This window comes from Polynucleobacter sp. MG-Unter2-18, from assembly GCF_018687675.1.
In the GTDB taxonomy this organism is placed as follows: Bacteria; Pseudomonadota; Gammaproteobacteria; order Burkholderiales; family Burkholderiaceae; genus Polynucleobacter.
Genome location: NZ_CP061302.1, coordinates 1,564,138 through 1,578,259, shown reverse-complemented (window position 1 = coordinate 1,578,259; position 14,122 = coordinate 1,564,138). Strand labels below are relative to the sequence as shown.

The following is a 14,122-nucleotide window of genomic DNA, read 5'->3' as shown; positions in this document are numbered from 1 at the left end:
TGAAGGAGATAAAAAATGCTAAATCAAAGTCTAAGTGACAAAATTATCAATCTCAGGAGAATGTCTGCTGAGTATTATCAAAAGGCGGCATGGAATCAGTTATTAGCATTAGATAACTACAGGGAAAATAATTTCATAGCCGCAGAGCGTTTTGCGCAACTGTCATTTGAAGACCAGATGAATGCTGCGGAATGTGCAGAGCTAGCTGACGCAGAATTTTGTCTGCATCTCGAGCTTGAGTTTGAGTAATAAGACTAAAAATTAATGCTAGCACCTGTGGTTTAAGGCTGTATTTGCTCTAATTACCATCGCGTGTGTTGGGCCTCATTTGTTCAAGTATTGGTGGTGAGAAATATTTGAATAAGAGTGCACCAGCCTATTGGACGGAAATGTTCGTTAATCGAAGTTTGATTCGAAATCATCATCATAAAATTGATATTCCAAATGAAGTTGTTTTCGGATTCGGTGTTGCCATGTAAGTCGCTCTTTTAAAAGATCGTGCTTAATTGAATCTGTGTACTCATCAAATGAATCATCATACTCACTAAAATAATAATGAATTGTCATCGCTTGCTCCAGGATCTATTCAGGTTTTTGACCTATAGACTGAAGAGGATAGGCATTGCATTTTTTTTGATGAAATTACTTTTACTCTCAGTCACCTTGCAAGCGAAAGTGTGATCATCTAAAAATTACATGTCTATCACGATGAAAAAAATCTCTCGTTTAAGCGCTTAGATGATGGTTAAAAACGACAGTTGAGTGGTGTGGGACTCCTGAATTAATAAAGATAGTATTTGTATGGCTGTTAAAGCTTATCTTTTTCATTAATTTCTAGCAAGACTCACTTGTAATACGGAGCAATGGCCGCTTGAATATTTAATTACTTCATGACAATTGATTGACTAATGCGTTACTGATTGACATATAGCCATGCTAAATTTCTTAACGAAATTAGGAAATATTGAAGCCGAAGAAATAAAAGCCATATGAATAAAGTAGAGCTAATAGAGTTGATTGCAGTCGGGGCAGATATCCCAGATACTGTTGCTAAGCTTGCATTAGAGTCAATCGTATATCGAATTGTGGAGGCGGTTAGCGCAAATGAAGTAGTTCAGATTGGAGGTTTGGGTTCGTTTCTCCAAGTGAGTCGAAGTGCTCGAGTGGGGCGCAACCCTTCCACTGGGCTCTCGGTGCAAATTCCAGCCATGAAATCAGTTGGCTTTAGAGCTAGCTCAGCTTTTAAAAGACAGGTTAATCATTCTTAATCTGATAGATGCAAAGTGAGGCGTTAATGAGTAAATTATCGATTGCAGAAATGAGGATTATTGGCTGACTCTTTGTGTAACTTTAAGCCAAGTTATTTCAGCCCAATTAAAGTCTGGCTAATTGGCCGCTAATTTTGGCACCTTTTTCAATCGTAATCTCTTGGTAAAAAATATTGCCTGTGATTACTGCGCTTGCCCGAATTGTAAGGGCGATATGAACTTGAAGATCGTTTTCAACGTTCCCAGCAATATCGGCTAATTGACAATTGATTTCGCCTTGGACTCTACCTTCTTTCCCAACTAATAGTTCTGTCGTAGCAAGGCTACCTTCAATTAACCCGGTTACGGTGGTTTTATTGGGAACGTTGAAACTACCTCGTAAGCGAACCCCCTCGCCAACAACTAGATTTCCTGCCTGCCTTATATTTTGCTCTTCTGGCAAAGTTGGCGCACTTTGAATTGCTTCACCAATCTCCTCGCTATGAGGTGAGTCTTTAGAGGGAATCATCTCTGATTGTGTATTTGGGGGCGCTTCTATCTCCTTTTTAAAAAACATAGTCACTACCGCTCTCAGTTAATGATTAGTAATAAAACTGTCAATTACTTACTCTAGCATCGGTTTGTGACAACTATTTAATCGGCCTCTATGTTTCTAGCACCTAAAACAAAGGTAGTCATTGTGATTCTCAAAGAAGTGCTGAAGGTAGCACGTGAGGAGAGGGGCTTAGGCTATGAAGAACTTGCTAAAGCTGTCTGCCTAAAAAAGTGGCACATAAGAGAGATTGAAGAAGCTGAAAGTTTTTCCACCTTTTACACAATGAACATCAAAATACAAGCTGCTAAGAAGATCGGCAATTACCTTGGCCTTTCGGAAGACCAGTTTCTATCTTCAAGTGAGTCAGTAGGTTGAGTAATGTATTGGACTATTAAAGTTCGTCATTTTGATGAAAGTGGATCACATACCTCAAAGATCAGAATACATGGTGAGAGTTTGAGAGAAGCCATGTCCAAAGTTCAAGATGTATATCGAAAGTCTATGCTTATCTCTTATCAGGTGGAAGATGGACCTGAGATTGAGTTTGAAGATTTAAATTAAAGTTTGAAATCTATTATTAGTTAAAACAGTCAATCATTAACAAGGTCTTAGTTTCATAGGATGGTAAAGATCTCGCGCAGCATCATTTTTATATTTCAAGCCATATAAATATATTGACTTTCCAGCAGCCACGAATTCTTCTAAGGCGTAGGTCGCACGTTCGAATCGTGCTGGGCAGGCCAAATATTCAAAAACCCCAAAATTAATATGCGCGATTGTGATCTATTGAATAAAGTGAACTTAACCAGCGCTTCCATGATATCAACCACATGGCCGTAATTAGCCGAAGGTTTCATGCGATTGTTATCATCAAATTATAAAAATGCTTTGGGCGCTGACGATTGATTGAGGATCGTGATCATCCCAATTCATCTACCTAGGATTCTCATTTGATATACAGCATTAAATGATTGAGAGTCGCCGCTCACTTTTAATAAAGCGGGAGTCTTACCTTAAGAGGGTCTTACAGCGCTAACTTGTAGCTTTTCATTATCAGGATTTTGAAAGAGCGCTTTGTCGATATTAGGAAGGTCGGTCATAGGTGGAGTGTAATGAGTAACTGGCTGTAATAAAACTTTCATAGATTGGCAAAATAGATTACGTACAATCAAAAAATCAATCAACGATAAGTAGGATCTGAGCCAAATGAAACAATACAACATTCTCTTTTTATGTACCCACAACTCTGCTCGCTCAGTATTGGGGGAGGCTTTGGCATCCACGCATCAAAGCGGATTATTTGTTGGATATTCCGCGGGATCAACCCCTGGTACAGCTGTCAATCCTTTCGCTAGAGAGTTAGCCTTAGAGATGGGCTACGACGAGAATAAGCTACGCTCTAAGTCATGGGATGAGTATGGCCTGCCTGATGCTCCCAAGATGGATTTCATTGTGACTGTTTGTGACAATGCCGCCGGTGAAGTCTGTCCAGTATGGCCCGGTAACCCAGCGACAGCTCACTGGGGCTTTCCTGATCCATCGCAAGTTCAAGGTAGCGATGAAGAAAAGCGTAAGGCATTTAAAGATGTCATGATTGGATTGAAAAAGCGTATTGAGCTCTTGGCATCTATGCCGTTAGAAAAGCTGGACTCAATGAGTTTAAAAGAGATTCATGCCAAGGCTTGATTCCCAAAAGAATTAAGCATCCTCGGCCCTGACCGATTCCGCCTGGCGCCACCAAGCATCAACAAAACCACCTTCGGATAGTTTCTCATTTTTTAGGAGGTGGCATGGTTGATCGTCCTTGGCCTCAGATATCTTCATCTAGAGCCGTCCTTTAAAGCTTCTAAATACTCAACTGTTTTGACATCAGGCAGTTGCTTTAAAACCCATGCTATCTCCCTTGTTACAGGATGTGATCCATCCCAATGGGTTAATAAAAAGCCCATTAGAAAAACTAATGCCGCAAGACCTAATAGGTAGGTTTTTTGATTATTCATAAATTATTTCTCAATGACGAGAAGCTCATTAGCCTCAATTAGTTGGGCGAATTTCTCAGTAGATAAAAAAGCCTTCTCACTATTGGTTTTAGTAATTTCAATATATCCAGATTCTAGAATTTGGGCGAAGTAGTCATTCGCAACGAGTGGTGTAAATTCCACTTCAATTCGGTCATCTGGGCGCTTTTTGGCAATGATTCCGTGATGAATGCGTATATACATAATGGCAATATCTACTTGATTGGCTAGCCTGGGTTCACCTGGCTAGCCATGCCGGATTAGGCAGCTTCTTTGACTTCCTCAATCACTAACTTAGAATTGCCGCCAATCAAAATCTTACGCGGCAGTTTCTCTTCCGGAATGACATTCTCTAACTTAACTATCAGTAAGCCATGCTCGATATCAGCAGAGCGCACAATTACCGTTTCAGCTAAAGTAAAGTCGTGGCTAAAGTCTCGGTTGGCAATACCCTTATGTAGGTATTCGCCGGTCTGCTCCGTTTTGACTTTCCCGGTAACGGTCAGTTTGTTACCTTCAGCGGTAATGTCAATCTCATCATTTTTAAAGCCGGCTACAGCAATTTCAATTGCATAGTCACGCTCATTGTTTTTAATGATGTTGTAGGGAGGATAGCTTTGAGCCTTATTTAAGTTCTCGCCAGAACTCATTTCCTCCATGGCGTTAATCAGGCGATCAAAACCAACAGAGCTAAGTAATACATTTCTACCAAATGGATAAGACATCGTTTTCTCCTTAAATTTAAGCAAGTTCACAATTTCCCAGGCCCCGAAGGCGCCTAGGTATTTTTTATTTATGGGCGCTAATTTTGAATTTCAAGAGGGTTGAAATCTATTTTTTTGACAATATGTATAGCTTGAAAATAAAAAATTTCCCCAATGGAACTGGGGTTATTTGCGTTTCATAAATTTTTGATAATTTATTCACAAAAATCATAAATTGGAGAATAAGCAATGCTCGAAGTTGATCATTTAGAGCTCCAGGAAAATACACAGGAGCCAATTACCAGACCAAAGCTCAAACGCTTGATCTTTGAATATCTGCATCAAAGGAGTCGTAGAGATTTAATAGAAGAATCCTTTATTCGACATGATGAGGGCCGTGAAGGCTATGCAAATGATTAAGCGCGCAATGGCTATCAGCTGTTTGATGAGCTTGACAGCGTGCAACACGGTTGCAGGTGTGGGCAAAGATATTTCCACTAGTGCTGATTGGGCCAAACAAAAGATTTCCCGCCCCAGCAAATCGAATGAGGATCAAAACAGCGCTGCCTCACAAAGTAGTGCATCACCCTCTGGCAAAGATTCAGTAGAGGTTGGCGCTCCGATGAAGTAGGTGCTTTTTCCTGTCATAAAAATTTCATAAATCCAATTTAGCATGCTGCAATGCAACATTAGCTTTTATTTTTTATTAATCCAAACCTTAAGGAGAATCACCATGAATCAAACTGAAAAATTGGTCGCAACCCAAGCAAAAGCGATTGAATCAGCACATGAGCTAGCTCAATTGGCAATTGAAAATGCCATGGCAATGACTGAGATCCACTTTGATGTAACAAAAGAAGTAGTGGCAACTGCTCACACCAAAGCAGCTCATATGCTTGCCATTAAAGATCCTAAAGAAGCTCTAGATATCTTCAAAACTGATGAAGCTCAAGAAGTGATCTCTGAGGTATCGGCTATTCAGAGTAAGGTAGCTAAAGTCATTAGCAAGAGCAATAAAGAAGTGGTCAAGATGATTGAATTATCGATTGATGATTCTAAATCTGAGCTCAAAAAATTGGCCAAAGAAATTACTGGTTCAGCTCCTGCTGGTTCAGGACCAGTTATTTCCATGTTTGAGTTCACGCTGGATGCTAGCTTGCAAAGCTTTGATCAGGCATACAATGCATCAAAAGATGTTTATGTAAATTTCGAGAAAACTATTGAAAGCACATTTAACTCATTTCACGATCAATATGCACCTACTAAAAAGGGGGCATCTAAAAAGACTAGAGCTATTGCTGCTTAAATAGCATTGGTTATTTTGATAAGCTCTCTTTGAGGGCTTATCACTTCTTTAGTGTATTAAAAAGTACTTTGCCAAAGTAGATGCCTTAAAAAGCGACACGATCATTACTGGTTGATTATTTATCCCCCAGACAATGGGGGATAATTTAATGATGCTACTCATCACTGCCTTCATCATTAATGGATCTCTGGCACTGATTTCGATCCTATTGCATTACGAAGCCCTTTTTCAGCTGGATAAACTACTACCTAGAATCTCCCATATAGCACCTCGTTTTCGGGTGTTAGTTGGGGTTGGCGCTATTTTCATGGCGCATGTAGTGGAGATCTGGGTGTTTGCCTTAGGCTACTTCTTTACCTTGCAGTTCCCTGTCATGGGCGGTCTCGTTGGTGAGCTTTCGGGCCATGGCATTTTATTGGATTGTGCCTACCTCTCATTTGTTACCTTTACAACTTTAGGTTACGGTGAGATTGTGGCGCAGGGCTACCTTCGCTATTTGACTGGAGTGGAAGCGCTGACCGGTTTTATCTTAATTACTTGGTCTGCTTCATTTCTATTCATTGAGATGCAGAAGTACTGGACTACTTATAAATCGAATCAGCACTGAGTGGTGCTAATTAGCGCTGATAAAAGTAGGGCGGTTCGAATACAAATCATAGTGAGCGCAATGCAGGGTAAATCAACCGTATTGCTGTTCAAACTGAAGTGCAGTTTGGATGGTCTGAAAATGAATATCTACAGTTGACTGAATTTCTCTGCCATATCCGCCCGCCATACTAAAAGCAATTGGAATCTGGCGATCTAAGCCATACTGAAAAACAGCTTTATCTCGTTGTCGCATTCCTTCTTGAGTCAGGCTGAGCTTGCCTAAGCGATCTCCTTCGTGGGGATCGGCTCCCGCTAAGAAAATAATGCAGTGGGGCTTAAAGCGCGTATCTAATATTTCTAGGCTTTGATGAAGCGTCGCTAAATAGGCTGCATCTCCTGTTTTGTCTGGTAAACCAACATCAAGATCGCTACGTTCTTTTGTAAAAGGGAAATTGTTTTCCCCATGTATCGATAAGGTGAATATGGAAGAGTCATTTTCTAAAATAGCAGCAGTGCCATTACCCTGATGAACGTCCAGATCAATGATGGCAACCTTCAAGTGTGGATTAATTTCCTTTTGGAGTGCTCTGGCGGCAATGGCGGAATCATTAAAAACGCAAAAGCCACTTCCTTTATCACGATAAGCGTGATGCGTACCGCCAGCGAGATTGGCGGCTAAGCCCTCATTCAGCGCCACCTTCGCAGCAGCAAGGGTAGCGCCAGCAGAGCGACGTGAACGCTCCACCATGAGCTCGCTCCAAGGAAAGCCAATTTCTTGCTGCTCCTTAGGGCTCAAATTGCCCGAGAGGATTTTGATGAGATAACTAGGATCATGCGCATACAGAATTTGAGTGTCAGAGACGGCGGGAGCCTCTACTAGCTCTAAGCCTACAAGCTGGCTTACCAAATCACGTAGCTGGCTGTACTTTTCCATCGGAAAGCGGTGTCCTGGTGGAAGTGGTAAAACATAGTGGTCGGTATAAAAGGCTTTCAATGCGATCTGGACTTTTCTTGATTCTTGAATGTATTGAATAGTCTATTCGTTTTTGAATAGGTAAGTATGGCTCGAGCTGAAAAATTGGGTTTTAAAGGAAACAAATCATTTTTGCCTACTAAGACTTGCATGGTCTGCGGCAAAGAAATGACTTGGCGTAAGTCTTGGGCTAAAAATTGGGATGAGGTGAAGTACTGCTCTGATGCTTGCCGGTCTAAAAAATCAACTATAAGTACCGCAGCTAGCACTAGTGGAAAGAATCAGTGACAGTCATCATCTATTGGTTTCGAAATGATTTACGTTTGGCAGATAATTCTGCCTTCGTAGAAGCATGTTTAAAAGCTGACCAGCTCGTGCCAGTTTATGTGCACGATTCTAAAGAGCAAGAGACTGTTTATGGCTTTGAGCGACAAGGACCGCATCGGCAGACTTTTTTAAGGGCATCCTTAGATGATTTAAAGTCTCAGCTTCAAGCTCAAGGGTCAGACCTGTTGGAGCTATCCGGCAAGTCAGCGGAAGTATTGCTGCAGCTAGTCAAAGATACTGCTGCAATTGCAATCTATTGTGAGCAAATCGAAGCGCCTGAAGAAATTGAGCAAGTCCGAATTTTGCAGGAGCAGGGTGTTGATGTTGAAGAGTTCTGGCAATCAAGTATGTTGGATCCACAAGACTTTCTATTCGCCTTGGAAAAAATGCCCGATGTATTTACGGCATTTCGTCGTGAGGTAGAGCGGGCGCAACTCAAGTTCGCTCAGCCCATCGATGCGCCTAAGCAGATTCCGATGTTGCCGGCAGGCTTACCTCGGAGCTCAACATTGTCCTGTAGCCCTCAATCTGAGTCTCACCTTCACCCTTTCTTTTTGGGAGGCGCTACTGCTGCACAAGCACACCTCAGTCAATATCTAGAGCGACGTCTTCCTGATAGTTATAAGGAGACTCGCAATCAACTTATTGGTAGAGATTACTCCAGTAAGTTTTCAGCATGGTTGGCTTTAGGTTGTATTTCAGCGCGGGATATCGCAGCGCAAATCAACGAGTATGAAAATCGCTATGGCGCCAATGATGGTACTTATTGGCTTTGGTTTGAGTTGCTTTGGCGTGACTACTTCCGTTTTATTCACTTCAAGTATGGTCAGAAGTTGTATCGCGCCAGCGGCTTAACTGGCGTACCCGTAAAACTTTCTTATGCATCTAGCTTTGAAAAATGGCGTACAGGCACTACGGGCACTGCTTTAGTTGATGCAGGTATGCACGAGTTGCATCAGAGTGGTTATCTATCGAACCGTATGCGTCAGATCGTGGCTAGTTATTGGATATACGATATGAAAGGTGATTGGCGCGCAGGTGCAGCGTGGTTTGAATCTCAGCTAATGGACTATGACGTCTATAGCAATCAAGGCAATTGGCTTTACATTGCTGGACGCGGAACGGATCCTAGGGGTGGTAGACCTTTTAATGTGGCCAAACAAACTCAAGACCACGATCCAAAAGAAATCTATCGCAAACTTTGGCTCTCGCCTCAATAGGGTCTTATAACTGCTCTACTGCTGCATATTGCTCTAGTACTTCTAGCGAGACTTTCTCCAAAGCGTTGATGTGCGTACTCTCTAGCTTAATCCTAGGCGCACAGTTGGCTTCTAAGGCCTCTATCCAGCGGTTCAAACAAAGACACCACTGATCTCCAGCAATCAGTCCTGGGAACTGATACTCAGGACGCGGGGTAATGAGATCGTTGCCGCGCTTGAGGCTAAATTGTAGAAAGTCATTGCTCACAATCGCGCAGACTAGGTGACTACCAATATCTTGTTCATTAGTCTTGCAGCAACCATCTCTAAAAAATCCAGTGAGCGGATCAAACGAGCATGCAACCAGGGGTTGACCTAAAACATTGAGGGGTAGTTCAGTAGACATGAATGCTCTTTAAGTGGTGATCTATGGACGATTAATGGATTGATGCATAAAGTTACGGGCTAGGGTAGAGCTTATGCGACAAAGCTTGACCAGATGAATTTACTTTTACCAAAATCATATCCCCTGAATTAAGAACCTTGCCAGTAAAGGATTGGATATTGACATGGTGAGTCACCATGATGATCGGTGCTTTTGGATATTTAATCCGCTCATCGCGAATGAGCTTAGCTAAATCATCAGTTTGCTTTTTGGCTTGACTCATATCGTCGAAAAAAGAACCCAGCGCTGCTTCCTTGGTAACAGCACCCTTATTTAGAAGGATTGCTGTATCAAAGCAACGACACCAAGGACTGCTATAGACCTGCGCTTTAGTAATTCCCTGCTTGGCTAGCCATTCACCAGTCAGCTGAGCCTGGCGCTTGCCTGCTTCACCCAGGTTGCGTTGGGTGGAGCACTGCGTTAATTGATAGCCCGCTGGATCTCCGTACCCAGGCGCGTCAGCATGTCGCATGAGTAAGACGTGCTGGCCATCTTGCATTGCGTTAGCCAACTCAGTTTGGGCGAGAGCGCTGCTATGGGCTCCAATGAGGGTGGTGAGCGCAATCAGCAATGGGGATAAAAATTTGATCATCATGATTAGGTTACCAAGGTAACTTTTCTCCGGAGTAGCTCAGAAAACTTCCTGAATCAGTTTTTTGAAGTGAGAGTAAAACCGCCAGCATATCGCTTGCAGCATCTAAAGCAGGTCTGCCTATCTGCTCGCCCTTAAAGGGCTTGGATAAACGGGAGTTTACGGTTCCTGGATGCAGAGCCACTAAGGCCGTATTGGGTTTGGTTCTGGCAAATTCAATTGAGGCTGTTTTAATCAGCATATTCAGGGCCGCCTTAGAGGCGCGATAGCTAAACCAGCCTCCCAAACGATTGTCCTCAATGCTGCCTACTTTAGCGGAGAGGGTTGCCATAACGGATCCCGCTGGGTCAAGTAATTTGGAAAAATGCTTGATTGTGAGTCCAGGGCCAATGGCATTGGTCTGCATCAATACCTGTAACTGTTCGGCGTTGAGATCATCCAATTTCTTTTCAGGCATCCAGTGTTCAGAATGCAATACACCAATCGTATTGATAATGAGCTGAAAAGGACCTTCCTGAATAAGACTAGCTGCAGCAGATTCAATCGTGCCGAGATCTTGGTAGTTAATTGGCTGCGCCGAGTTGCGACTGAGGCCCCAAACCACCTCACAATCAGGAGAAGCTTCTAGAAGCTCCATAAATGCTGACCCAATAGTCCCAGAGGATCCAATAATCAAAGCGCGAAAGGGTTTTGGAACTAGGGGCATAGATAAAGAGGCTCAAGTATCGGGTGAAAGCAGGCTCAGCTAGTTTATTGAATAAGTCTTAAACTTGCTTGATGGGCACCAAGATAACTCAAGCACTCTCCGCCGCCGATCTCTCACGGGTGATCGAGATGGCATGGGAAGATCGCACGCCATTTGATGCGATTGAGCAAAATTTTGGGCTATCCGAGCCACAAGTGATTGCGCTGATGCGTAAAGAGCTCAAGAGAGGCTCGTTTAATCTATGGCGTCAGCGGGTAACCGGTAGGGCAACCAAGCATGTCGCCTTAAGAAGTAAGCTGGTAACCCGCGCCTATTGCTCGATGCAATACAAGCAGAAGTAGAGACAATGAAGAAACTCACTATGTTCTACGATGGTCTTTGTCCTCTATGTCAGGCAGAGATTCTATTTTTGTCTGACCGCAATCAAGCTGGTTTATTGAGCTTTGTAGATGTGAACTCAAATCGTTACAGCGCTGATGAGGTTGGCGTATCTTGCCAACAGGCCTTAGATTCGATGTACGCTCAGTATGACGATGGTGAGCTGATTAATGGTGTGGATGTTTTCTCAGCCGCCTATGCGAGAGCGAATTTACCGAAGTTAGCTTGGTTGTTTTCTCGACCAAGCCTGCGCCCTATATTGACCTGGGCCTATCGTTTTTTTGCCAAGAACAGACATGCTATTTCTGGTCTATTTGGACCGTCTGCCTTGTGGTTGGTCAATACAACTCGTAAACATAAATAAAGGGACGATGATGAAAATAATTTCACAAAGCAGTGCCGCCCTATTACTGTGCTTAGTTCTGCTAAGTGGTCCTGTGTCAGCTAAGAGCTTGGCGCACATTGAGGGCGTAATTAATCAAGTGCAGCCTCAGGGTACTGGCCGTCTGAACTTTTGGGGTTTTCATGTTTATGACGCAACTCTATATCGCCCTGCAGGCAAGGATTCTGCCGAATTTGCCTTAGATATCAAATATCAAAAATCATTTTCTGGAGCGGCTATCGCAAGCCGTACGGCTGATGAAATGAAGAACATGGGTGTATCAGAGGCGCAGTCCGCAATTTGGGGAAAAGAGCTTGCTACTGTTTTACCCAATATAGAGTCTGGACAAACCCTCACTGGAGTCTATTCCCCAAAACAAGGCACCACTTTTTTTTATGACGGTAAGAAAATTGCTCAATTTCCGGGGGCAGATTTTTCAAAGGCATTTTTTGGGATTTGGCTTGATTCCAAAACGAGTGTACCCAAGCTGAGATCTGAATTACTGGGCAACGGTTGCCCACCCCCACTAATCACTGGAGCCTGTTAATGTCTAAGATCTATTTCGTTAAAAAGTATTTAGCTATATGTTTGATTGCATTTGGTCTATTCGGTTGCTCCTCACCTTCAGTCAATCAATACGCAAAAGAAACACCCAAGCTCGATCTAAGTGAATACTTTAATGGCACGATTGATGCGTATGGCATCTTCACCGATCGTAGTGGTGAGGTTAAAAAACGTTTCACCGTGTTATTGGTTGCTAAATGGTCAGTGGTGAATGGTAAAAAGACGGGCATTTTGGATGAGAGCTTTGAGTACTCCGATGGTACAAAGCAAAAGCGTATCTGGACTTTAGTAGAAACTGCTCCTGGAAAATACACTGGCACTGCGGATGACGTCATTGGTGAAGCCATTGGTGAATCTGCTGGTAATGCCTTGAACTGGTCTTATACATTGGCTCTGCCTGTAGATAAGTCTATCTACCATGTGCAATTTGACGACTGGATGTATCTAGTAAGTCCAAAGGTCATGATTAATAAGGCTCAAATGAGTAAATTCGGTATTAATTTGGGTGAAGTAACCCTCAGTTTTTATAAGCGCTAAGCGCCGACTCCTCTCCTGGTATTAATTGCCTCTTTGAAAGATGTGAATTGAAAAAGCTTGTTCTCATTCTGGGTGACCAGCTGGATATCGACAGCCCGATATTAAAAAACCTGGATCCTAAGACTGAGCAAGTCGTCATGATTGAGTCTATCGATGAGGCTCAGTATGTTTGGTCGCATAAGGCCAAAATCGTTTTGTTCTTATCGGCGATGCGGCATTTTGCCGAGCAACTGGAAGAGCGTGGTTTGCCGCTCATCTATATTAAGCAGTCTCCGCAGTCGATTGGAGATACCTTACGAGATTTGATTCCCAAGAAACAATTTACACACTTGGTATGTCTTGAGCCGGGGGAGTATCGACTCAAGTGTGAAATAGAGAATGTGGCATCCGAATTGAGCATCGATTTAGAAATGCAAGAGGATCCCCATTTCTATTGCTCACGCCATGAGTTTGAAAATTGGGTTGCGGGCAAGAAAGAATTGCGTTTGGAGTATTTCTACCGACTGATGCGTAAGACTCACAATATCTTGGTCGATAAAGAGGGCAATCCTGAAGGAGGTCAGTGGAATTTTGATCGAGACAATCGCAAGCCGTTTCCAAAAAAAGGGCCAGGCTTAATTCCGCCGCCAGAGTTATTTGAGCCAGATGACATTACTCAAGAAGTCATTGCGCTGGTTGAGGAAAAATTTCCCCAACATCCAGGATCTCTGGAGCACTTTCAGTGGCCAGTCACACGCGCACACGCTTTGCAGGCACTCAAAGGATTTGTGGAGCACCGCTTAGTGACCTTTGGTCTTCATGAAGATGCTATGTGGACGGATACGCCTTTTGGTTGGCACTCTTTACTCTCTAGCTCGATGAACTTAAAGCTGCTCAATCCCAGAGTGGTGATTGCTGCTGTCCTCAAGGCGTGGAAGAAAGGCGATTTAGATCTTGCTACGGTTGAAGGATTTATTCGTCAAATCCTAGGTTGGCGAGAATTTGTACGAGGCATGTACTACCTTGATATGCCCCAAATGGCCTTAGATAATTTTTATGACCATCAGAATGCATTGCCCTCCTGGTATTGGTCTGGCAACACCAAGATGAAGTGTATGCAGCAGGCGATAGGCCAAACGCTGGAGTACGGTTACGCCCACCATATTCAACGTCTGATGGTGACTGGCAACTTTGCATTGCTTGCAGAAATCTTGCCAAAAGAAGTTTGTGATTGGTATTTGGCGGTATATGTTGATGCGATTGAATGGGTGGAGTTACCCAATACAGCGGGTATGGCCTTATTTGCGAGTGGTGGCCGCTTTACTAGCAAACCTTATATTGCGAGTGGCGCCTACATTAAAAGAATGAGTAATTATTGCGACTCCTGCCAATACAAGCCCGATATTCGATTTGGGGAAGGCGCCTGCCCAATGACCACCCTCTATTGGAACTTCCTCATCAAGCATCGCACCCAATTTGAGGCAAGCCCCCGTACTCGGTTGATGACTGCCAACTTGTCCCGTATTAGCGATACAGATCAGCAGGCAATCGTTCTCCATGCCAAAGGCCTCCTAGGGGATTTGAGCTCCGTGTAAGAGGCTTGCCCTATTTATAGCTCCAA

The 14,122-nt window shown here is 43.2% G+C and carries 24 protein-coding genes and 1 pseudogene; 15 read left to right on the top strand and 10 right to left on the bottom strand.

Translation table 11 applies throughout. The annotated features are described in order from the left end of the window. The first annotated feature begins 15 nt into the window (after positions 1 to 15). Together C2759_RS08315 and C2759_RS08310 are read left to right on the top strand one after the other, a co-directional pair. On the top strand, positions 16 to 249 hold the full coding sequence (locus tag C2759_RS08315; protein ID WP_215354580.1) for a hypothetical protein: 234 nt from the start codon (positions 16 to 18) through the stop codon (positions 247 to 249). Between the two features lie 740 nt (positions 250 to 989). Further along, a complete protein-coding gene (locus C2759_RS08310; protein ID WP_215354577.1) occupies positions 990 to 1,268 on the top strand; it encodes an HU family DNA-binding protein in 279 nt (92 codons plus the stop codon). A gap of 106 nt (positions 1,269 to 1,374) precedes the next feature. On the opposite strand, the gene C2759_RS08305 is transcribed toward C2759_RS08310, so the two are convergent. Continuing rightward, entirely contained in the window at positions 1,375 to 1,824 is a 450-nt protein-coding gene (locus C2759_RS08305; RefSeq protein WP_251367061.1) for a polymer-forming cytoskeletal protein, read from the bottom strand. 90 nt (positions 1,825 to 1,914) lie between these two features. On the opposite strand from C2759_RS08305, the gene C2759_RS08300 reads away from it, so the two are divergent. Beyond that, the gene (locus tag C2759_RS08300; protein ID WP_215354574.1) at positions 1,915 to 2,178 is read left to right on the top strand and encodes a RodZ family helix-turn-helix domain-containing protein; all 264 of its coding nucleotides are present in this window, start codon (positions 1,915 to 1,917) and stop codon (positions 2,176 to 2,178) included. A gap of 389 nt (positions 2,179 to 2,567) precedes the next feature. Here C2759_RS08300 and C2759_RS10590 read toward each other — a convergent pair. Beyond that, positions 2,568 to 2,846: pseudogene (locus C2759_RS10590) on the bottom strand (NADPH-dependent FMN reductase); the annotation flags it as partial. Between the two features lie 163 nt (positions 2,847 to 3,009). Between C2759_RS10590 and C2759_RS08295 the strand changes: the two are divergent. Then, positions 3,010 to 3,489, top strand: a complete 480-nt coding sequence (locus C2759_RS08295; RefSeq protein WP_215354572.1) for an arsenate reductase ArsC — start codon at positions 3,010 to 3,012, stop codon at positions 3,487 to 3,489. Between the two features lie 12 nt (positions 3,490 to 3,501). Here the strand turns inward: C2759_RS08295 and C2759_RS10620 are convergent, their stop codons facing one another. From C2759_RS10620 to C2759_RS08280, 4 genes are read right to left on the bottom strand one after another with little or no spacing between them, the layout of a single operon-like run. Then, complete coding sequence (locus C2759_RS10620; RefSeq protein WP_256441199.1) at positions 3,502 to 3,627, bottom strand: hypothetical protein; 126 nt, start codon at positions 3,625 to 3,627, stop codon at positions 3,502 to 3,504. Beyond that, positions 3,624 to 3,803, bottom strand: a complete 180-nt coding sequence (locus C2759_RS08290; RefSeq protein WP_215354570.1) for a hypothetical protein — start codon at positions 3,801 to 3,803, stop codon at positions 3,624 to 3,626. The genes C2759_RS10620 and C2759_RS08290 overlap by 4 nt, the downstream gene beginning before the upstream one ends. Positions 3,804 to 3,806: 3 nt before the next feature. Beyond that, positions 3,807 to 4,025, bottom strand: coding sequence for a hypothetical protein (locus tag C2759_RS08285; protein ID WP_215354568.1), 219 nt, complete (start codon positions 4,023 to 4,025; stop codon positions 3,807 to 3,809). Positions 4,026 to 4,081: 56 nt separating this feature from the next. Beyond that, positions 4,082 to 4,546: an Hsp20 family protein gene (locus C2759_RS08280; RefSeq protein WP_215354566.1), complete on the bottom strand. Its 465-nt coding sequence runs from the start codon at positions 4,544 to 4,546 to the stop codon at positions 4,082 to 4,084. A gap of 228 nt (positions 4,547 to 4,774) precedes the next feature. Between C2759_RS08280 and C2759_RS08275 the strand changes: the two genes are divergently transcribed. From C2759_RS08275 to C2759_RS08260, 4 genes are all read left to right on the top strand, one after another. Then, positions 4,775 to 4,945 (top strand): hypothetical protein, encoded by a 171-nt coding sequence (locus C2759_RS08275; RefSeq protein ID WP_215354564.1) that lies wholly within the window; start codon positions 4,775 to 4,777, stop codon positions 4,943 to 4,945. After that, positions 4,938 to 5,156 (top strand): hypothetical protein, encoded by a 219-nt coding sequence (locus C2759_RS10585; RefSeq protein ID WP_251366952.1) that lies wholly within the window; start codon positions 4,938 to 4,940, stop codon positions 5,154 to 5,156. The genes C2759_RS08275 and C2759_RS10585 overlap by 8 nt, the downstream gene beginning before the upstream one ends. A gap of 102 nt (positions 5,157 to 5,258) precedes the next feature. Beyond that, positions 5,259 to 5,831: a phasin family protein gene (locus C2759_RS08265; protein WP_215354562.1), complete on the top strand. Its 573-nt coding sequence runs from the start codon at positions 5,259 to 5,261 to the stop codon at positions 5,829 to 5,831. Between the two features lie 148 nt (positions 5,832 to 5,979). Next, complete coding sequence (locus tag C2759_RS08260; RefSeq protein WP_215354560.1) at positions 5,980 to 6,438, top strand: ion channel; 459 nt, start codon at positions 5,980 to 5,982, stop codon at positions 6,436 to 6,438. A gap of 72 nt (positions 6,439 to 6,510) precedes the next feature. On the opposite strand, the gene C2759_RS08255 is transcribed toward C2759_RS08260, so the two are convergent. Next, on the bottom strand, positions 6,511 to 7,419 hold the full coding sequence (locus tag C2759_RS08255; RefSeq protein WP_215356740.1) for a histone deacetylase: 909 nt from the start codon (positions 7,417 to 7,419) through the stop codon (positions 6,511 to 6,513). A 60-nt stretch (positions 7,420 to 7,479) separates the two neighbouring features. Between C2759_RS08255 and C2759_RS08250 the strand changes: the two genes are divergently transcribed. Then, the gene (locus tag C2759_RS08250; protein ID WP_215354559.1) at positions 7,480 to 7,680 is read left to right on the top strand and encodes a DUF2256 domain-containing protein; all 201 of its coding nucleotides are present in this window, start codon (positions 7,480 to 7,482) and stop codon (positions 7,678 to 7,680) included. Beyond that, positions 7,677 to 8,939 (top strand): DASH family cryptochrome, encoded by a 1,263-nt coding sequence (locus C2759_RS08245; RefSeq protein WP_215354557.1) that lies wholly within the window; start codon positions 7,677 to 7,679, stop codon positions 8,937 to 8,939. Before C2759_RS08250 ends, C2759_RS08245 begins: the two co-directional genes overlap by 4 nt. Positions 8,940 to 8,943: 4 nt before the next feature. On the opposite strand, the gene C2759_RS08240 is transcribed toward C2759_RS08245, so the two are convergent. From C2759_RS08240 to C2759_RS08230, 3 genes are read right to left on the bottom strand one after another with little or no spacing between them, the layout of a single operon-like run. Next, entirely contained in the window at positions 8,944 to 9,324 is a 381-nt protein-coding gene (locus C2759_RS08240) for a DUF2237 family protein (protein ID WP_215354555.1), read from the bottom strand. A gap of 52 nt (positions 9,325 to 9,376) precedes the next feature. Continuing rightward, positions 9,377 to 9,958 (bottom strand): histidine phosphatase family protein, encoded by a 582-nt coding sequence (locus C2759_RS08235; RefSeq protein ID WP_251366951.1) that lies wholly within the window; start codon positions 9,956 to 9,958, stop codon positions 9,377 to 9,379. 7 nt (positions 9,959 to 9,965) lie between these two features. Next, on the bottom strand, positions 9,966 to 10,661 hold the full coding sequence (locus tag C2759_RS08230; protein ID WP_215354552.1) for an SDR family NAD(P)-dependent oxidoreductase: 696 nt from the start codon (positions 10,659 to 10,661) through the stop codon (positions 9,966 to 9,968). A gap of 71 nt (positions 10,662 to 10,732) precedes the next feature. Between C2759_RS08230 and C2759_RS08225 the strand changes: the two genes are divergently transcribed. The 5 genes from C2759_RS08225 to C2759_RS08205 are packed head-to-tail and all read left to right on the top strand — an operon-like array spanning position 10,733 to position 14,096. Continuing rightward, complete coding sequence (locus tag C2759_RS08225; RefSeq protein WP_215354549.1) at positions 10,733 to 11,002, top strand: TIGR03643 family protein; 270 nt, start codon at positions 10,733 to 10,735, stop codon at positions 11,000 to 11,002. A gap of 5 nt (positions 11,003 to 11,007) precedes the next feature. Beyond that, complete coding sequence (locus tag C2759_RS08220) at positions 11,008 to 11,403, top strand: thiol-disulfide oxidoreductase DCC family protein (RefSeq protein ID WP_215354547.1); 396 nt, start codon at positions 11,008 to 11,010, stop codon at positions 11,401 to 11,403. A gap of 7 nt (positions 11,404 to 11,410) precedes the next feature. Beyond that, positions 11,411 to 11,968, top strand: a complete 558-nt coding sequence (locus C2759_RS08215; RefSeq protein ID WP_251366950.1) for a chalcone isomerase family protein — start codon at positions 11,411 to 11,413, stop codon at positions 11,966 to 11,968. Further along, complete coding sequence (locus C2759_RS08210) at positions 11,968 to 12,522, top strand: DUF3833 domain-containing protein (RefSeq protein WP_215354544.1); 555 nt, start codon at positions 11,968 to 11,970, stop codon at positions 12,520 to 12,522. Before C2759_RS08215 ends, C2759_RS08210 begins: the two co-directional genes overlap by 1 nt. 47 nt (positions 12,523 to 12,569) lie before the next feature. Then, positions 12,570 to 14,096 (top strand): cryptochrome/photolyase family protein, encoded by a 1,527-nt coding sequence (locus C2759_RS08205; protein ID WP_215354541.1) that lies wholly within the window; start codon positions 12,570 to 12,572, stop codon positions 14,094 to 14,096. The last annotated feature ends 26 nt before the right edge of the window (positions 14,097 to 14,122 follow it).

Coding starts and splice junctions, on each gene's coding strand:
- C2759_RS08315 (WP_215354580.1), top strand. CDS start 16: ATGCTAAATCAAAGTCTAAGTGACAAAATTATCAATCTCAGGAGAATG.
- C2759_RS08310 (WP_215354577.1), top strand. CDS start 990: ATGAATAAAGTAGAGCTAATAGAGTTGATTGCAGTCGGGGCAGATATC.
- C2759_RS08305 (WP_251367061.1), bottom strand. CDS start 1,824: ATGTTTTTTAAAAAGGAGATAGAAGCGCCCCCAAATACACAATCAGAG.
- C2759_RS08300 (WP_215354574.1), top strand. CDS start 1,915: ATGTTTCTAGCACCTAAAACAAAGGTAGTCATTGTGATTCTCAAAGAA.
- C2759_RS08295 (WP_215354572.1), top strand. CDS start 3,010: ATGAAACAATACAACATTCTCTTTTTATGTACCCACAACTCTGCTCGC.
- C2759_RS10620 (WP_256441199.1), bottom strand. CDS start 3,627: ATGAAGATATCTGAGGCCAAGGACGATCAACCATGCCACCTCCTAAAA.
- C2759_RS08290 (WP_215354570.1), bottom strand. CDS start 3,803: ATGAATAATCAAAAAACCTACCTATTAGGTCTTGCGGCATTAGTTTTT.
- C2759_RS08285 (WP_215354568.1), bottom strand. CDS start 4,025: ATGTATATACGCATTCATCACGGAATCATTGCCAAAAAGCGCCCAGAT.
- C2759_RS08280 (WP_215354566.1), bottom strand. CDS start 4,546: ATGTCTTATCCATTTGGTAGAAATGTATTACTTAGCTCTGTTGGTTTT.
- C2759_RS08275 (WP_215354564.1), top strand. CDS start 4,775: ATGCTCGAAGTTGATCATTTAGAGCTCCAGGAAAATACACAGGAGCCA.
- C2759_RS10585 (WP_251366952.1), top strand. CDS start 4,938: ATGATTAAGCGCGCAATGGCTATCAGCTGTTTGATGAGCTTGACAGCG.
- C2759_RS08265 (WP_215354562.1), top strand. CDS start 5,259: ATGAATCAAACTGAAAAATTGGTCGCAACCCAAGCAAAAGCGATTGAA.
- C2759_RS08260 (WP_215354560.1), top strand. CDS start 5,980: ATGATGCTACTCATCACTGCCTTCATCATTAATGGATCTCTGGCACTG.
- C2759_RS08250 (WP_215354559.1), top strand. CDS start 7,480: ATGGCTCGAGCTGAAAAATTGGGTTTTAAAGGAAACAAATCATTTTTG.
- C2759_RS08240 (WP_215354555.1), bottom strand. CDS start 9,324: ATGTCTACTGAACTACCCCTCAATGTTTTAGGTCAACCCCTGGTTGCA.
- C2759_RS08235 (WP_251366951.1), bottom strand. CDS start 9,958: ATGATGATCAAATTTTTATCCCCATTGCTGATTGCGCTCACCACCCTC.
- C2759_RS08230 (WP_215354552.1), bottom strand. CDS start 10,661: ATGCCCCTAGTTCCAAAACCCTTTCGCGCTTTGATTATTGGATCCTCT.
- C2759_RS08225 (WP_215354549.1), top strand. CDS start 10,733: ATGGGCACCAAGATAACTCAAGCACTCTCCGCCGCCGATCTCTCACGG.
- C2759_RS08220 (WP_215354547.1), top strand. CDS start 11,008: ATGAAGAAACTCACTATGTTCTACGATGGTCTTTGTCCTCTATGTCAG.
- C2759_RS08215 (WP_251366950.1), top strand. CDS start 11,411: ATGATGAAAATAATTTCACAAAGCAGTGCCGCCCTATTACTGTGCTTA.
- C2759_RS08210 (WP_215354544.1), top strand. CDS start 11,968: ATGTCTAAGATCTATTTCGTTAAAAAGTATTTAGCTATATGTTTGATT.